At 62.1% G+C, this 15,154-nt stretch carries 16 protein-coding genes and 1 riboswitch; of the genes, 4 read left to right on the top strand and 12 right to left on the bottom strand.

Annotation, left to right across the window (positions count from 1 at the left end; translation table 11 throughout):
- Window positions 1-14: 14 nt before the first annotated feature.
- Window positions 15-2,042 (top strand): DUF4214 domain-containing protein, encoded by a 2,028-nt coding sequence (locus VOI21_RS12430; RefSeq protein ID WP_323770202.1) that lies wholly within the window; start codon window positions 15-17, stop codon window positions 2,040-2,042.
- A 30-nt stretch (window positions 2,043-2,072) separates the two neighbouring features.
- On the opposite strand, the gene VOI21_RS12425 is transcribed toward VOI21_RS12430, so the two are convergent.
- The 6 genes from VOI21_RS12425 to VOI21_RS12400 form a co-directional block, all read right to left on the bottom strand.
- A complete protein-coding gene (locus VOI21_RS12425) occupies window positions 2,073-2,522 on the bottom strand; it encodes a hypothetical protein (RefSeq protein ID WP_323770201.1) in 450 nt (149 codons plus the stop codon).
- The gene (locus VOI21_RS12420) at window positions 2,512-2,901 is read right to left on the bottom strand and encodes a carboxymuconolactone decarboxylase family protein (RefSeq protein ID WP_323770200.1); all 390 of its coding nucleotides are present in this window, start codon (window positions 2,899-2,901) and stop codon (window positions 2,512-2,514) included. Before VOI21_RS12420 ends, VOI21_RS12425 begins: the two co-directional genes overlap by 11 nt.
- A 5-nt stretch (window positions 2,902-2,906) precedes the next feature.
- Window positions 2,907-4,157 (bottom strand): agmatinase family protein, encoded by a 1,251-nt coding sequence (locus VOI21_RS12415; RefSeq protein ID WP_323770199.1) that lies wholly within the window; start codon window positions 4,155-4,157, stop codon window positions 2,907-2,909.
- The gene (locus VOI21_RS12410; RefSeq protein ID WP_323770197.1) at window positions 4,138-4,908 is read right to left on the bottom strand and encodes an ATP-binding cassette domain-containing protein; all 771 of its coding nucleotides are present in this window, start codon (window positions 4,906-4,908) and stop codon (window positions 4,138-4,140) included. The genes VOI21_RS12415 and VOI21_RS12410 overlap by 20 nt, the downstream gene beginning before the upstream one ends.
- The gene (locus VOI21_RS12405) at window positions 4,905-5,717 is read right to left on the bottom strand and encodes an ABC transporter permease (protein ID WP_323770195.1); all 813 of its coding nucleotides are present in this window, start codon (window positions 5,715-5,717) and stop codon (window positions 4,905-4,907) included. The genes VOI21_RS12410 and VOI21_RS12405 overlap by 4 nt, the downstream gene beginning before the upstream one ends.
- Before the next feature lie 94 nt (window positions 5,718-5,811).
- Window positions 5,812-6,870 (bottom strand): putative urea ABC transporter substrate-binding protein, encoded by a 1,059-nt coding sequence (locus VOI21_RS12400; protein ID WP_323770194.1) that lies wholly within the window; start codon window positions 6,868-6,870, stop codon window positions 5,812-5,814.
- A gap of 91 nt (window positions 6,871-6,961) precedes the next feature.
- A riboswitch (guanidine-I (ykkC/yxkD leader) is annotated at window positions 6,962-7,076 on the bottom strand.
- A gap of 160 nt (window positions 7,077-7,236) precedes the next feature.
- Between VOI21_RS12400 and VOI21_RS12395 the strand changes: the two genes are divergently transcribed.
- Window positions 7,237-8,019 (top strand): MBL fold metallo-hydrolase, encoded by a 783-nt coding sequence (locus VOI21_RS12395; protein ID WP_323770193.1) that lies wholly within the window; start codon window positions 7,237-7,239, stop codon window positions 8,017-8,019.
- A gap of 12 nt (window positions 8,020-8,031) precedes the next feature.
- Here the strand turns inward: VOI21_RS12395 and VOI21_RS12390 are convergent, their stop codons facing one another.
- The 6 genes from VOI21_RS12390 to VOI21_RS12365 are packed head-to-tail and all read right to left on the bottom strand — an operon-like array spanning window position 8,032 to window position 13,335.
- On the bottom strand, window positions 8,032-8,784 hold the full coding sequence (locus VOI21_RS12390; protein WP_323770192.1) for a hypothetical protein: 753 nt from the start codon (window positions 8,782-8,784) through the stop codon (window positions 8,032-8,034).
- On the bottom strand, window positions 8,781-9,395 hold the full coding sequence (locus VOI21_RS12385; protein WP_323770190.1) for a cysteine hydrolase: 615 nt from the start codon (window positions 9,393-9,395) through the stop codon (window positions 8,781-8,783). Before VOI21_RS12385 ends, VOI21_RS12390 begins: the two co-directional genes overlap by 4 nt.
- A 12-nt stretch (window positions 9,396-9,407) precedes the next feature.
- Window positions 9,408-10,181, bottom strand: a complete 774-nt coding sequence (locus VOI21_RS12380; RefSeq protein ID WP_323770189.1) for an ABC transporter permease — start codon at window positions 10,179-10,181, stop codon at window positions 9,408-9,410.
- Window positions 10,182-10,204: 23 nt separating this feature from the next.
- Window positions 10,205-11,182 carry an ABC transporter permease gene (locus VOI21_RS12375; RefSeq protein ID WP_323770188.1) on the bottom strand — a complete coding sequence of 326 codons (978 nt, stop codon included), beginning with the start codon at window positions 11,180-11,182 and terminating at the stop codon, window positions 10,205-10,207.
- A complete protein-coding gene (locus VOI21_RS12370) occupies window positions 11,179-12,255 on the bottom strand; it encodes an ABC transporter ATP-binding protein (RefSeq protein ID WP_323770187.1) in 1,077 nt (358 codons plus the stop codon). The genes VOI21_RS12375 and VOI21_RS12370 overlap by 4 nt, the downstream gene beginning before the upstream one ends.
- 6 nt (window positions 12,256-12,261) lie before the next feature.
- On the bottom strand, window positions 12,262-13,335 hold the full coding sequence (locus VOI21_RS12365) for an ABC transporter substrate-binding protein (RefSeq protein ID WP_323770186.1): 1,074 nt from the start codon (window positions 13,333-13,335) through the stop codon (window positions 12,262-12,264).
- 260 nt (window positions 13,336-13,595) lie between these two features.
- On the opposite strand from VOI21_RS12365, the gene VOI21_RS12360 reads away from it, so the two are divergent.
- Both VOI21_RS12360 and VOI21_RS12355 read left to right on the top strand, forming a co-directional pair.
- Complete coding sequence (locus VOI21_RS12360) at window positions 13,596-14,678, top strand: isopenicillin N synthase family dioxygenase (RefSeq protein WP_323770185.1); 1,083 nt, start codon at window positions 13,596-13,598, stop codon at window positions 14,676-14,678.
- Between the two features lie 15 nt (window positions 14,679-14,693).
- Window positions 14,694-15,149, top strand: a complete 456-nt coding sequence (locus tag VOI21_RS12355; protein ID WP_323770184.1) for a hypothetical protein — start codon at window positions 14,694-14,696, stop codon at window positions 15,147-15,149.
- Window positions 15,150-15,154: the final 5 nt, after the last annotated feature.

Genomic DNA, 15,154 nt, shown 5'->3' with positions numbered 1-15,154 from the left:
TTTGGAGGTGAGCCGTGGGAACCCCCATTATCGTGCTGGCCGGACAGAGCAATGCTGGCCGGATCGCTGGTGAAGTCGAGGATGCGCTGGACGCAACCTATGGAGCCGGGAATTACGTCTTGGTGCGCGCTTATTCGTCGGGCGCGCCGCTGACCAGCGCGCGCACTGGCAAGACCGACTGGGAAACACCCGGTGAAATGCGCGCCGTCATCGTAGATGAGACTGTCGACGCCCTGCGCGCGACCCCTGACGGTTATGTCGCCGGGGTGATCTGGGTGCAGGGTGAGGGCGACACCGACACCTCGGGGACACCCGCCGACTACGCGCCGGATTTCCATGCGCTGATGGATGAGTTCCGTGCCGAGGTTGCCTCGGAAATGGGAAACCGGGCCACCGGGGTCGAGGACGCATCCATCGTCATCTCGGGCCTGTCCGACAATGCCCCCGCCGCCCCTGAACGCCAGCATTGGGACGCGATACAGGCCGAACTGATCGAACTAGGGGCCGAAAACCCCGGGATCGTCACCGTACAGCCAGACGCCGTCCTGACCGCCGCAGGCATTGCGCCCGAGCAGATGTTCGCCGACGGGCTGCATTATTCGGATGCCGCCAGCGTCGCACTGGCCGATAGCCTTGTCGCGGCCCTTGTCCAGTTAAATTTGCAAGGCAGTGGCGGAGGAGGCAGCGGATCAAGTACCCAAGGCACCAGCGGCGCGGATCGCCTTGTGGGCACCAGTGGCGACGATGTGTTCATCGTGAACCACAGCGGCGACACCATCGTCGAGGCAGACAACGCCGGAACCGACCTTGTGCGCGCCTCTGTTTCTTTCGCACTGCGCGACTACGGCATGTCACTGGAAAACCTCACCCTGCTGGGCAATGCCGATCTGAGCGGCACCGGCAACGGCGCAGACAACGTGCTGACAGGCAACAGCGGCAATAACGCCCTGAACGGCGCATGGGGCAATGACGTCATCTATGGGATGGCGGGCAATGACACGCTGCAGGACACCAAAGGCACCGATACGCTGATCGGCGGCACCGGCGATGATGTCTATTTCGTGGATGACGCGATGGACGTGGTGATCGAATACAAGGGTCAGGGCCACGATCTGATCAACTCGTCGGTGTCATACCGTCTCTGGGCCGACGCGCCAGAGGTCGAGGACCTGATCCTGACCGGCAGCGGCAATATCGACGGCGCGGGCAATGGCTATGACAACCACATCGTCGGCAACTCTGGGGCCAATCTGCTGGATGGCGCGCGTGGGCGCGATCTGCTGGAGGGCGGCGGCGGCGACGATACCCTGATCGGCCAGAGCGGTGCGGATACCTTGCTGGGTCAGGACGGCAACGACGTCCTGTATGGCGACGGCTTGGAAGGGGCCTCAACGACCTATGCCGGGCAGGCCTTTCGCCTGTATCAGGCCACCCTTGCCCGGGCACCCGACGCGAATGGCTATGGCTTCTGGACCGAACAACTGGCCGATGGGGCAAATTACTTCAACGTCATCACCGGGTTTGTCCAGAGCCCCGAGTTTCAGGCCACCTACGGCTCACTCTCGGACGATGCCTTTATCGAGATGCTGTATAACAACGTGCTGGACCGCGCCTCTGACCCAAACGGCAAGGCGGTTTGGCAGGCGTATCTTGACGACGGTGCCACCCGCGAATTTGTCGTGTCCCATTTCGCCGAAAGCCCCGAATTCCGTCGCATGATGGAAGAAGACCTAGAGGCGTGGACCCGCGCACTAGGCCCTGACGACGTGCTGGACCCCGGTGCCGGGGATTCCACGCTTTCGGGGGGCGACCTGTCCGACAGCTTTGTCTTCAGACCATCGTCAGACGGCACCCATGTCATCACCGACTTTGAGGAATGGGACGTGCTAGACCTTGTGGCCTTCAGCTATGCTGACACCAGCGCCGCCCGGTCGGAATTCTACCAACAGGGCGACGATCTGATTTTTGACGATGAAGGCGTGACCATCGTGTTGCAGAATATGACCATGGATGGGCTGAGTGATCAGGCTCTGGCGATCTGACCTGACCGCCAGGCCATCGGGCCGGGGCGGTCAGCCGCCCTGCCCTTCCATCCGGTCTTTCAGGAACTGGCGAATGTCCAACAACGACTTCTCATCCATCGACACATAGACCAGCGCCATATTCACCCGCTCGCGCACCATTTCACCCGGGAACGGCAGATAGCTGAGTTCGCGCGACCCGAACGACGGAGAGGCAGTACCGACCTGCCATTCGGTCTTCAACTCCACGTCCACCAGCTTCAACGCGGTGTCGCTGCCGGCACCGGGCCGCTCAAACGGGACGCCCGCCAGCCGCAGGTAAGACGCCTTGTCGGCGGCCTGCACGAAGCCGTCGATGAACTGCGTCGCCAGCACTTGCAATTCCGCCGCCCTGTCCTCTGGCTTGAGATGGCTGTGCAGGTGGTCGTGGTCATGCGGGTGGTTGTGATCGTGCGGGTGATGGTGGTGGCCGATATGGCCGTTCACGATGTCATGGGGCATCGGATGCCTCCTCTTGTTCAAAGACCGTCAGGGCGGTGTTCAGCGCATTGATCGCGGCGGGAAACCCGCCATAGAGCGACATTTGCCAGATCACTTCGGCAATCTCTTCGCGGCTCAGACCGGCCTTGCGACCACCGGCGATGTTCACCGCCAGTTGCGGCGCGGTTTGGCCTCCGAGGGCTGTCAGTGCCGCGATGGTCGCGATATAGCGGTCACGCAGTGGCAATCCGGGGCGCGCATATTGCTGCCCATAGGCATAATCCACAATGCTTTGCGCCATCCCCGGCACAAGGTGGCCATAGCGCTGCTGCAGCGCCTCCTCCATGCCGGGGTTCAATTGTTCGACCAGCTTGCGGCCCGTTTCCAGAGTGTCAGTCACGGTTTCTACCTTTTGGTTCTGCCGTGCCAGCGCTTGCCTTCGAATTCGCCATGCGGAATGGCCACGGGCTTATCAATGTGCCGTGTATGAGCCCCCATCTTGCCGCTGGCAACAAGGCTGCCCAAAACGTCGACGATCACCCGCGTCCCCATCAACGCCGTGATGTCAGAAGTGTCATAGGGCGGGGAAACCTCGACCAGTTCCATCCCGCAGATGCCCTCTGCCGCCACCTTGGACGCCAATGCCAAAGCTTCACGCGGGAGGAACCCGCCCGGCTCCGGCCAGCCGGTGCCGGGGACAAAGCCGCAATCGATGCTGTCGATGTCAAAGGACATATAGACCATGTCTACCCCGTCCCAGGCCATTTCCAGCGCCATCTCGGCGGTCTTGTCGATGCCCATCTTTTCCATGTCGCCCATGGTGATGATGTTGGTCTCACGCTCTCGCGCGACCTTGACCGCCTCACGTGGCACCTGCCAACCGCCGATGCCCACCTGAACGAGGTTCTTGGCGGGCACGTTGGGCAGCAGGGTGGAATGGAACCACGGCGTCGTGTGCATCCGCTCGTCCAGATCCTTTTCCTGAATGTCAGCGTGGCGGTCGAAATGCACGATGCCAATCTTTTTCGACGTACATTCCGCGATGCCGCGCACGCAGGGAAAGCCGATGGAATGGTCGCCGCCGATCATCACCGGCAATGAGCCGGAGCTGAACACATGGCTCACCGCGCGGCTGATCTGGTCAAAGGATTTCTCAAGGTTCGCCGGGATAGTGAACACGTCGCCCGCGTCACACAGCGTCATCTGCTCGCGCAGGTCCACCCCCAATTCATAGTTGTAAGGCGTATAAAGCGCGCTGATCTTGCGCAAACCCTGCGGGCCGAAACGGGTGCCGGGGCGATAGGTGGTTCCACCGTCAAAGGGAATGCCAAGGATCGTGGCGTCGTAGTCGCCGACCTCTGTCACATCCTCGGCGTACGGGGCCTTGAGGAAGGTATTGATACCCGCGAAATGCGGCAGTTCCCCGCGCGCGAACGTCGGGATCGACTTGTCCTCGATGCTGTCGGCCCCGGTCAGACCCATCCGCAGCGCCCAGCGGCGCTCTTCGTCCCAGCGGCCTTCGGGCAGGTCCGCCTCGGACTTCATCGATTTCCAGCCCTGTAACTTGGTCAGGTCCGGGTGGTGCGCGCGCCGGTCTTGGCGGCGCTGGTCTGCAGGGTGGTGAGAATGTCGCCGATCAGCGGGCGTGCAAAACATGGGTGCGCTCCTTTAGAGTCTGGAAGGGGATGCCATCGTCGCGGGCATCGAAGTCATAGGTGATGGTGGCGGCGTTCTTTTCGGGGTCTTCCGTATCCCAGACCGGCTTGTCGAAGGCCCAGACACGGTCGCCCAGCTTGAACGCCTCACCCAGATCATGGGTGATCATGAAGATTGTCATGCCGCTTTCGTCCCGCAGTTCCTGCAGAAAATCGTGCATGACGATTTTGGTGCCGGGGTCGAGCGCGCCGAACGGCTCATCCAGCAGCAGGATCTTGGGGTTGCCCGCCAGCGCCTGCGCGATGGCCAGCCTTTGCAGCATCCCGCCCGACAGGTCGGCAGGGTATTGGTGGGCGACGTGTTCCAACCCGATCCGCGCCAGCGTGGCGCGCGCCTTGTCGCGTTCCTCGGCACGGTCCACGCGGCTCAGCCGCCCCCAAAACGAAGACCGAAAGGCGCGAGGCGCGATCAGGTTGTCGATCACGGTTTGATGCGGCAGCACCGAATAGCGCTGAAAGACGATGCCGTGGTCGCGCCCCGGCTCGCGCGCCATCGGCGCGCCATCGATGTGGATTTCACCCTGCGTCGGCTGTTCCTGCGCCAAGAGCAGCCGCAGAAAGGTGGTCTTGCCACAGCCAGAGGCCCCGACGATGGACACGAACTGCCCCTTGGGGACGCTGACGTTGATGTTCTCGATGATGGTGCGCTTGCCATAAACCTTGGCGACGCCCTTGACCTCGACGTAGCTCATAGCGCCTCTCCATCCCAAGGGAAGGCGCGCTTGGCCAACATCCGCAGGCCCAGATCCAGCAGGTAGGCCAGCAAGGTGATCCAAACGACATAGGTCAGGATCACGTCCATCGCGAGGTAACGCCGCACAAGGAAGATACGATAGCCCAGCCCCTGATCCGAGGCGATGGCCTCTGCCGCGATCAGGAACAGCCACGCAGGCCCCAGCGACAGGCGCACCGCCGCGATCAGACGTGGCAGCACCTGCGGCAGGACCACATGCAGCCCGATGGCCATGGAACTGGCCCCCAGCGTCTGCGCCTTGACGAATTGTTCGCGCGGCAGGTCGATCACCCGCTGGCTCATGTCCCGCATCAGGAAGGGTGTAATGCCGATGACGATCAACGCCACCTTGGACACCTCGCCCAGTCCCAGCAGGATAAAGAGGATCGGAAGGATCGCCAGCGGCGGCACCATAGAGACCACGGCCACAAAGGGCGCAAAAGTCTTACGCAGATAGGGCAGCATCCCAATGCCGATGCCGGCGATCAAGGCCGCCGATGAGGCAATCAGCACCCCCAGCCCAAGCCGGCGCAGGCTGGCAAACGTGTCTTTCCAGAACAGGATTTCTCCGGACCGCCGGTCAGGTTCCGTCAACAACCGCTCAGCCGTCGACAGGATCGTGGTCGGCGCGGGCAGCAGTTTGTCCTGCGGGTTCACCGCCAGCCGCATTTCCGAGCCGATCATGTAAACGATCAGCACAGCGACAAAGGGCAAGGCCGCCAGCGCCGTGGCCAAGACGGCTCCGGGTTTTCGGTTGATCCAGCGCATACAAACCCTCGCAGGCAGAGGCCCCGGATCAGGTCCGGGGCGCGGTGGTCAGGGGGATAGCGACCCACACCGGGACGGGCGGGCCGCAGGGAGGTTACAGCGCGCCGTCCGCCGCCATCTGCATATAGGTGGTGTCAAAGCGGAACTTGACGTTCGCCGGGTCGCCGGTGGTGCTGCCGTCCGGGTAAGACACGCCCACGAAATCGGCGCTTGGCGCGCCCTCACCCAAGATACCCTTGTCGAACAGGAACTCGGCCACGTTGACCATTGTCGTGGGCAAGTCCGCCCCTTTGGTGAAGGCCACCGCGTCAGTCGGATCAAAGAACATCTCGGTCGAGTCCAGCTGCGCCTTGTAGCCTGCCAGATCGGTGCCAGAAGCCTCTGCCATTGCGGTCAGAACCTCTTCGTCACCTGCCGCCATCAGGCCCATGACCTCAAACCACGCGCCGACCATCGCCTTGCCGAAATCAGGGTTGGCCGCCAGCGTATCGGTGTTCACCACCATCAGGTCGATGATCTCACCGGGAATGTCGGAACTGTCGAACAGCTTTTTGGCGTTGGGTTCTTCGAGGATGGTCGACACCAGCGGGTTCCACGTCACCACCGCCTCGACATCTGCCGTGGTGAAGGCGGCGATCATGTCCGCGTCGGAGGTGTTCAGCACCCCGCCCAGATCGCGTTCCTGCAGGCCGACGCTGTCCAGAGCGCGTGCAAGCAGGTAATGCGACACCGACAGTTCCACCAGATTCACTGGCTTGCCCGCCAGATCGGCCAATTCACCATCGCCCTTGATGATCACCGCGTCGTTGCCGTTGGAGAAATCGCCGACGATCAGCGCGGTGGTGTCCACGCCGCCGCCCGCCGGGATCGACAGGGTATCCATATTGGTCGCCGACACGCCGTCAAAGGCACCTGCCGTGTATTGGTTGATCGACTCGACGTAATCGTTGATTTGAACGATCTCGACGGTGATACCGTATTTTTCGGCCCATTTATCCATGATCCCGGACTCGTCCAGATAGCCCCAAGGCATCCAGCCCACGTAGATGGACCATGCGACACGGAAGTCGGTTTTTTCCTGAGCTGTGGCGGGTGCGGCCGCCGCCAGCGCCAGCGCCGCGCAGGCGGCCACGAAATGGCGTCTTGCAAACATGGGTGTCCCCTCATGCAACGTTCCGCCTTGGATTGCTGATCGGGGTACCGAGGCGGAACTTGAGAGATCGGTGAAACCCCAACGCGCAGTGCTCTCCCGGGATTTTGCCCCGCCGTGTACCGGCAGGGAATTTGCCCCGACGGTGGCATCTCTCGGACCAGACCCTCTGGGAGGAGAGGAGAGGCGGAACCCTAGATACCCTGCTGCCTCCAGCATCGGGTGCCGGGCCATTTAGTCACGCGGGTTGCATCCATGACAGGCGGCGCGCCTAGGATTTGCACAAAAAACGGGCTAAATCACAGGCCAATGGTGTGAAATGCAGCAGCGGACATTGCACGAGCCCCAACCCGGCGCAAATGTCGGGCCATGACATATCCCATCGCCTCGCCGTGGTACGGCACTCAGCAAATCGACAGCCGCATCTGGTGCCTGACGGAACCTCATGTGCACCCGATCTTTTCCGCCAACATCTTTCTCGTTCTTGGATCAGAGGCCGATATGGTCGTGGACAGCGGCATGGGCATCGCCCCGCTGCGGCCCGTTGTGGACACGCTGCGCCCCGATCCGGGCAAACCGCTGATCCTGTTCACCACGCACTGCCATGTTGACCACATCGGCGCTGCACATGAGTTTGACACACGGCTGGTGCATCCGCTGGAGGCAGAAGAACTGGCAAACCCCACGCCCTACAGCCTTGACACCGCCGGGATCTCGGATGGGTTTCGCAAGCTTTTTCTGGACGCGGGCTATGCGCCTCTCTGGCCGCATCTGATCGACGCCCTGCCCCATGAGGATTATGACCCCGCCGCCTACATCCTCAAAGGCGCGCCCGCGACACGCACGGTCGAGGATGGTGCCATTGTGGATCTGGGGGACTGGCAGGCCGAGGTCCTGCATCTGCCCGGCCATTCGCCGGGTCAGGTCGGACTGTGGCACGGCGACAGCGGCACCCTGTTCGGGGCCGATGCGATTTATGACGGGCCGCTGATTTTTGACGGGCCGGGCATGGACGTTGCCGCCTACGCCGCGACGTTGCGACGTATCAAGGCGCTGCCGGTGCAACGTGTGCTGGGCGGGCATGACCCCGCCTTTGGCCGCGACCGCTGTCACCAGATCGTCGATCACTACCTGACGCTCTGGCACGCGTGAAACACGTCCCTTTCAGGCCGCGTCAATCTGCGCCAACACCGGCTGCGTCAACGGCACGTCGCGGGTTTGCCCCAGAAAATCAACGGCGTGCCAGACCAGCGCGCCGTCACCTGCGCAACTGAGCACCGGCTGTCCTTCGATCAGCGGATTGGTGCATAGTTCCGCGATCCCGCAGGTCCCGTCCCAGCGCCCGAAGGCAAAGACGTGCCTCAACTGCTCTTGCAGCGCCCAAGTGCGTTGCCCCGCCTCCAGCGCGGCGATTGTATTGCGCGAGTTCTCCGCCTCGGGCTGACCGACGCCGAACACAAACCGCTGCCCGACCGACACGATAAAGGCATGGGCGGCCCCCGCCATCAGATGCATCGCGCTGGCGGGCTGGTCCGCCCGTCGGTTCCACAGTTCAGCATATTCGCCGTAGACCCCGGTTTCCATCAACTGGTCCGCCTTGTTGAATTCCAGCAGACCACTGTCCTCTTCTTCCGGCCGACCGTGCCAGTTGATCTCACGGTGCCAGGTGCAGACGTCCTCTTGCAACGCAACGAACCCTGCAAAGCCTTCGGCCCGCAAAAGCCCCATCAATGCCGCGTCCGGCAGATCCGCCAGCGCGGTGGCGCCGCGCACGTCTGGCCTGTTAGGCGGAATGCGGATGTCGGCGTAGAGCGACCCGCATTGCATCCAGTGGACGGTTGTTTCGCAATCATTGAACGATGGCGATTTGAGCCATGCCCGATGCCAATGCCCCTGAATATCCCCCGACGTGATCATTCCGCCGCCATCCTTTGTTTGCCCATCGCGCCGATGATCTCATCCGCGCTCAGGACGGCCCCTTCCTGCAGATATTCCATCGCGTTCAATGACGCCTGATGCGCCTCGGGCGAGGTGCCGCCGACGCAATCCGCCACCACCCGGCAATAATAGTCGCTTTGATGCCCGTCGGCGAAACTATAATGCACGCAAACATCCGTCATGCCGCCGACAAAGATCAAGGTTTCCGCCTTCAGGCCGCGCAGCAGGATCTCCATCTCTGTCCCGAAAAAGCAGGAGTAGCGCCGCTTAGGGACATAGTAATCGCCGGGCTTGCGCCCCATTTCCTCAAAGGCGACGGGCGTTCCCGGCTCTCCCTCCATGCAGTGGATGTCCTCGGACCCGTCCAGTTCGCGGCCATAGTCAATCTGGTCACGGCGGTGGATTTCCTGCACGAAGACCACCGGTATGCCCGCCTCGTGGGCCGCGTCCACGACGCTGCGGGCGCGCTCCATGTTCTCTCGATAGCCGGGCATGACGGGGATGCCGGCCTTGACCTCCATAAAGGCGCTCTTCTGGATGTCGATGACCATGAGAACTGTGTTGCCGACAAGGGTGGGTTGACGGGCCATGATGTATCTCCTTCAGTTTTGGGATTGATCCGCGCCCATCAGGCGCGGCAGGTCGCCCCAGCGGGCGACGGCGGAAAACACAAGGACGGAGACGGCGATAAAGGTGATCGCCGCCACCGCCATTGTCGGCGTGTAGCCGTTCCTCAGTGAGTTGAAGATTTGCAGCGTCACGGTCGCGTAGCCGGAGGCCGAGACAAAAAACATCACGATGAACTCGTTGAACGACAGCACCAGCACAAAGAAAAAGCCCGAGATCGTATAGGGGATCGTCTGCGGCAGAATCACGGTGCGAAAGGTGACGGATTCGGTGGCACCCATGGTCGCGGCGGCGTCCAGATGCGCGCGGTCGATGCTTTGCAACCCGATCGAGATCGTGACCATCGGCAGCGCCATCAGCAGCACCGCATGGCTGACCACCCCGGCCCAAAGCGCTCCCAATCCGCCAAGGAAGCTCCAGAAAAAGCCAAGCCCGACGCCAAAAACAATCGGCGGAACCGCAAAGGGCATCGACCCCAGCGCCGCCAGCGTGCGCGACAGTTTCGACCCCGTCGACCACAGCAGATAGGCCAGAGGCCAGGCCAGCAGCACCGCAAGGCTGGCCGCGCCAAGGGCCACGATCACCGAGTTTCCCAGCGCCTGCGTCCAGACCGGTTCAGAGACAAAGAACTCGCCAAAGCGCGCCAGCGTCGGCTCACGCGGGGGAAAGAACATGCTGCGCCCACCGTTCAGCGCCGCGCCGCAGACCACCGCGATGGGCAGCGCCAGCAGCAACGCGCAAAGTGCCATGTAAAGAGGTCCGATGACCCGCATCACCGCGACCCCGCCCAGGTGTTGATCCGGTGACCAAGGGCCAGACAGACCCCCGCCGAGATCAGCAGGATCACCGCCTGCGTCGCCCCGAAAGGCGCGTTCAGATTGGCACCGCGAATGTTGGTATAGATCGCCACGGCGGTCGAATGCTGCGCGGGCGCGGCAAAGACAGTGACGGCAACGTAGGTCCCCAACAGGAACACAAACAGCAGCAGTGTCGTCCCGAACAGCGGCAGGCGGATCGCGGGCAGGATCACCGTGCGCGCGACGCACCACGCCCCCGCGCCCATGGTGCGCGCCGCCTCTGTCTGTGAGCGGTCAAGCCGCGACAGCGCCGGATACAGCAAGATCACCGCATAGGGCCAGACGAGGTAGCTCATGGTCAGGATGGTGGCGAACTGCGAGGTCTTGAACTTGACATTGCGCGGGTTCGCCAGACCCCAGTCACGCAAAACCTGAAACCATCCGCTGTCTTTCAGCCACTGGGTCAGACCGGTGGACTTGAACAGCGCCGGCAGGCCAGAATTGTTGGACAACAGGATGTCCCAGCCCATGACGATGAACACCTCGGACAGGGACAGGGACGACAGGATGAATACCAGCCACGCCGCCTGCGCCCCGCGCGACTGCCGCGTCAGCAACAATGTGAAGGGCAGCGCCGTCAGCACCGCCAGCAAGGACGCGATGACCGCGTACCAGAACGAAAAGCCAAGCTGTTGCAGATAGAGGAACGTCACCTCATCCGGCCAAAGCGCGCCGACAAAGAACCGCTGATAGTTGGCTAGGGTAAAGTCCCAGACCCACGCCGCGCCTTCGATCTTGCGGCCAAAGCTGATGGCAATGACCAGCAGAAAGGGCACCACGCAGAGCGTGACAATAACCGCCGTCAGCGCCCAACTCAGCAGCCGGACACCGGACAGCCGGGTTGGCGCACGCGCCGCTGCGGGCTCTGTCTGGATATGCTCCGCGACCGTCATTCGGCGGCCATCGCTGACACGTCGTGGGCCATGGGATCGGGGAAGATGTGTAACGAGTCCGGCGGCAGGCGCACCTCTGTCGTGTCGCCGATGTGGAAGGTCTTGCCGTTCTCTCCCGCTGCGTATTCCACCACCATCCGGCCCAACACCGTCTCAAGGTGATATTCCCGGATTGGGCCAAGGTCGCGCACGAATGTCACCTTAGCCGGCATCCGGTTTTCGCCCGGTTCATCGTCCAGACAGGCGCGCTCGGGCCGGATCGCCACGCGCACGGGGGAACCGCTGACAAAATGCGGTTTTGCCGTCAGATGCATGGCCCCGATGCGGACCCCGCCCGGTTCCGTCACCCCGTCAAAGAAATTCGCCTTGCCGATGAAATCTGCGACAAAGGCGTTTTCGGGTTTGTGATAGATGTCCTGTGGCGGCCCCACCTGTTCCACGCGCCCGTTGGACATGACCACGATGCTGTCGGCCATCGTCATGGCCTCGCGCTGATCATGGGTGACGACAATGGTGGTGATGCCCAGCCGCTGTTGCAGGAGGCGCAGTTCCACCTGCATCTCTTCACGCAGCTTGGCGTCCAGCGCCGACATCGGTTCGTCCAGCAAAAAGACCTCGGGTTCCTGCGCCAGAGCACGGGCAATCGCAACCCGCTGGCGCTGTCCGCCCGACAGTTGCCCGATGCGCCGGTCGCCAAAGGCGGACAGTTGCACGAGGTCCAGCAGTTTATTCGCCCGCTCCGCCGCCTCAGCCTTGGACACCCCCGAGATGTGCAGCGAATAGGCCACGTTGTCCCGCACCGTGAGGTGTGGAAACAGCGCAAAGCTCTGGAACACCATGCCGAACTTGCGTTTGTGCGCCGGCTGACCGGTGATATTGCGATCCCCCAGCAGGATCGCCCCGCCAGAGGGCGCCTCCAGCCCGGCGATCATCCGCAAAAGCGTGGTCTTGCCACACCCCGACGGACCCAGCAGCGCCGTGAGTTCCCCCTCGGCAAAACCAAGGTTCACCAGATCGACGGCACGGGTGCCGCCGAAGCTTTTTGAGATGCTCTTGAGCACAAGGCCCGACATGTCCGGTTATGCCCCGGCCAGCATCTTGTCCCAGCTTTCCTTGATGAATGTTTCCTTATCCAGATAGGCCTCATAGGCGGGCTTGATCGAGGGCGTGCCGGAGACAAAGGCAAATTCCTCATCCGTCAGGTCGGTCTTGGACTTGTCGACCAGCGGCGCGGTACCGATCTTGCGGCTCATGATCGCCTGTGTGGCCGGGTCGGATGAGAAGTTGATGAACTCCGACGCCTCATCCGCCTTGTCCGACAGCGACGACAGGCACCACGAGCCATAATCCTGCGGGTTGCCCTCCTTGGGGAAGATCGGCTTGATCGGGAAACCGTCCAGCGCCATCAGGTTCGCCACATCCAGGTAATACTGCCCGCCGATGACGTCGCCGTTCTTCATCGACTGTTCCATCTGGCTTTCCGCAGACCACCACAGCGCCACGTTGGGTTTGATCTCTGCCGCCTTTTCGATGATCGCCAGAATGCCGTCGTCCGTGGCAAAGGTCGCCTCGCCATCAAAGAACGTCGCCGCGACAATGTCGAGAAATTGCGAATTATAGTTGCGCGACAGGCCCAGAGAGGACTCGTAGGTTGCGCTGTCCCAGAACTCTGCCCAGCTTTCAGGGGCCTCCACTTCGCCCGGATTGATGACCATTGCGGTGAACCACGACATTGCCCCAACGCCCAGCGGGCCCTCTGTGGCCTCGAAGACGAAATAGGGGTCCAGATTCGACGCCGCCGGGATCGCCTTGAGGTTCAGCGGCTTGAGCAGACCGCCGATGCGGCTGGCCTTGATCAGCGTATCGCGCGCATACAGTGACAGATCCGCAGGCACGCTGCCCGCCGCCGTCGCCTGCTGCATCGTCACCAGCCAGTCGGTCGAGTTGGGCTGTGTCACGGACTCCACGGTGATGCCTGTCGCCTCGGTGAAGGCGGGATAGACGAACTCTTTAAAGCTGTTTTCAAAGTACCCGCCATAAGACCCGATCTTCAGGCTGCGGCTTTGCGCGATCAGCGGCGTGCCCAGCACGCTGGAGGCGGCAAGACTGGCCGCGCCGGTCTTGAGCAGGGTCCGTCTGTTGAGTTTGGTCATGGTCATATTCCTGTTTCCCAGCCGCAGAAGTGGATTGTGCGCACAGGTGCACTGCGCCCAGCGGCTCCCGTGATGGCCCCATGAGCGCCCCACGATGCATGACCCGTCAAAGAAACTGACCGCAAAGAGACCATCGGTCCGTAAAAATGGCTCTTTTTTGGGCAAGCGCCTTGGACGTAGGAGGTTTCTTAATCGCGGCGGATACAGCAGCCGGTTTTCCGGGCCAGCCTGACCACAGACAAGCGACTCGGAGAGGTTACATGGCACGCGCATCTATTTCGGACGATCAAAAGGCCCTGACGGTCGAGGACGCCACCCTGCCGGTGGTGGACCTGTCGGGCCTCTTTACCGGGGACGAGACGGACAAGGCGCGCGTCGCCGCAGAACTGGGCGATGCAGCGCGCACCTCAGGTTTTTTCTACATCACCGGCCACGGCATTTCGCAGGCGTTGATCGATGCTGTGTTTGCGGCGTCCAAGGCGTTCCACGAAAAGCCGCGCAGCTTCAAGATGAAGTATTGGTCAGGCTTCACCACGCACCACCGAGGTTATGTGCCGTTTGAGGAAAACGGTGCGGATTTCCCCAAGTCGATCAACTTCAACGAAGCGTGGGACATGTCCTTTGAGGCGCCCGCCGATCATCCGGACTATCTGGCGCAATGGCGCATGACCGGGCCGAACATCTGGCCCGACATTCCCGGCTGGAAAGAGACGGTTGGCGGCTACTACGATCAAGCGTTTGACCTTGGCCTGCGCCTGCTGGACGCGCTGGCACTGGAACTGGGCGTCGACCCGGAGGAACTGACCCGCCACATCACTTATCCAACCTCGCAGTTGCGCCTGCTGCGCTACATCCCCAATGACATGCCCGCCACCAAGGAACTGGTCGGCATCGCCGCGCATTCGGATTTTGAATGCTTCACCATCCTGATGACCGGCGCGCCGGGGTTGCAGGTGATGAACGCCGATGACGTCTGGATAGAGGCTCCGCCCATTCCCGGCTGTTTCGTGGTCAACATCGGCGACATCTTCGAGACGTGGTCCGGCGGGCAGTTCAAATCCACCCAGCACCGCGTCGTGAACCTTGGGACCGAAAGATATTCTTTCCCGCTCTTCTTTGGTCTGGATTATCATGCGGTGGTAGAGCCGCTGGAAAAGTTCCGCACGCCGGACGTGATAGAAAAATATCCCGCCATGAAGGCCGGGGACCATCTGATGCGCATGTCGGTCAATGCCTTCCGCTACATGGCGGACGCGCGTGCCAAGGGGGAACTGGTGCCGGACTACGAGGTGCCAGAGGAAAACCCTTTTAAGCGGGAGGCGAAACAGCCCGACCCGCAGTAAAGGAAAGAGACAGAGATGAGACTTCGCAGCCATCCCGATTTCGACAGCGACCCCCTGCCCCGCAGCGCGTCGCTGCCGGGCTTTGCCCTGACGCCGCTGACGCCCGCCGAGGTCGATGAGGATTTCGCCGCCGTCACCGGCGCGGCCCATGTCCTGACCAATATGTTCGGGGCATGGCCCGAGGGGCTGACCCTGACGGAAAACCTGTATGATCTGGCATGGCATGACCGAGAATTTGCGGAAGCACGATCCTTCGCCTGGATCGTGCGCGACAACAAAGGCGTCTATATCGGCTGCGCCTATCTCTTTCCCGAGATGGGACGGCGCGGATCGGCCAACGGCTTTATCTGGCTCATCGACAGCGCGGACCGCGTGGCGTTGCTGGACCAGCTACAGGCAGAACTGACGGACTGGTTTGCGGCGACCCTGCCGCATCCCGTCAAGGTCACATGGCACAGGCCCTCTGTCTGAGGCGG

Source organism: Antarctobacter sp. (assembly GCF_034670325.1).
GTDB lineage: Bacteria > Pseudomonadota > Alphaproteobacteria > Rhodobacterales > Rhodobacteraceae > Antarctobacter.
This window is presented reverse-complemented; position numbering and strand designations above follow the sequence as displayed.

Coding starts and splice junctions, on each gene's coding strand:
- VOI21_RS12390 (WP_323770192.1), bottom strand. CDS start 8,784: ATGATCACGTCGGGGGATATTCAGGGGCATTGGCATCGGGCATGGCTC.
- VOI21_RS12370 (WP_323770187.1), bottom strand. CDS start 12,255: ATGTCGGGCCTTGTGCTCAAGAGCATCTCAAAAAGCTTCGGCGGCACC.
- VOI21_RS12405 (WP_323770195.1), bottom strand. CDS start 5,717: ATGCGCTGGATCAACCGAAAACCCGGAGCCGTCTTGGCCACGGCGCTG.
- VOI21_RS12385 (WP_323770190.1), bottom strand. CDS start 9,395: ATGGCCCGTCAACCCACCCTTGTCGGCAACACAGTTCTCATGGTCATC.
- VOI21_RS12395 (WP_323770193.1), top strand. CDS start 7,237: ATGACATATCCCATCGCCTCGCCGTGGTACGGCACTCAGCAAATCGAC.
- VOI21_RS12360 (WP_323770185.1), top strand. CDS start 13,596: ATGGCACGCGCATCTATTTCGGACGATCAAAAGGCCCTGACGGTCGAG.
- VOI21_RS12375 (WP_323770188.1), bottom strand. CDS start 11,182: ATGACGGTCGCGGAGCATATCCAGACAGAGCCCGCAGCGGCGCGTGCG.
- VOI21_RS12380 (WP_323770189.1), bottom strand. CDS start 10,181: ATGGCACTTTGCGCGTTGCTGCTGGCGCTGCCCATCGCGGTGGTCTGC.
- VOI21_RS12425 (WP_323770201.1), bottom strand. CDS start 2,522: ATGCCCCATGACATCGTGAACGGCCATATCGGCCACCACCATCACCCG.
- VOI21_RS12355 (WP_323770184.1), top strand. CDS start 14,694: ATGAGACTTCGCAGCCATCCCGATTTCGACAGCGACCCCCTGCCCCGC.
- VOI21_RS12400 (WP_323770194.1), bottom strand. CDS start 6,870: ATGTTTGCAAGACGCCATTTCGTGGCCGCCTGCGCGGCGCTGGCGCTG.
- VOI21_RS12415 (WP_323770199.1), bottom strand. CDS start 4,157: ATGTTTTGCACGCCCGCTGATCGGCGACATTCTCACCACCCTGCAGAC.
- VOI21_RS12365 (WP_323770186.1), bottom strand. CDS start 13,335: ATGACCAAACTCAACAGACGGACCCTGCTCAAGACCGGCGCGGCCAGT.
- VOI21_RS12410 (WP_323770197.1), bottom strand. CDS start 4,908: ATGAGCTACGTCGAGGTCAAGGGCGTCGCCAAGGTTTATGGCAAGCGC.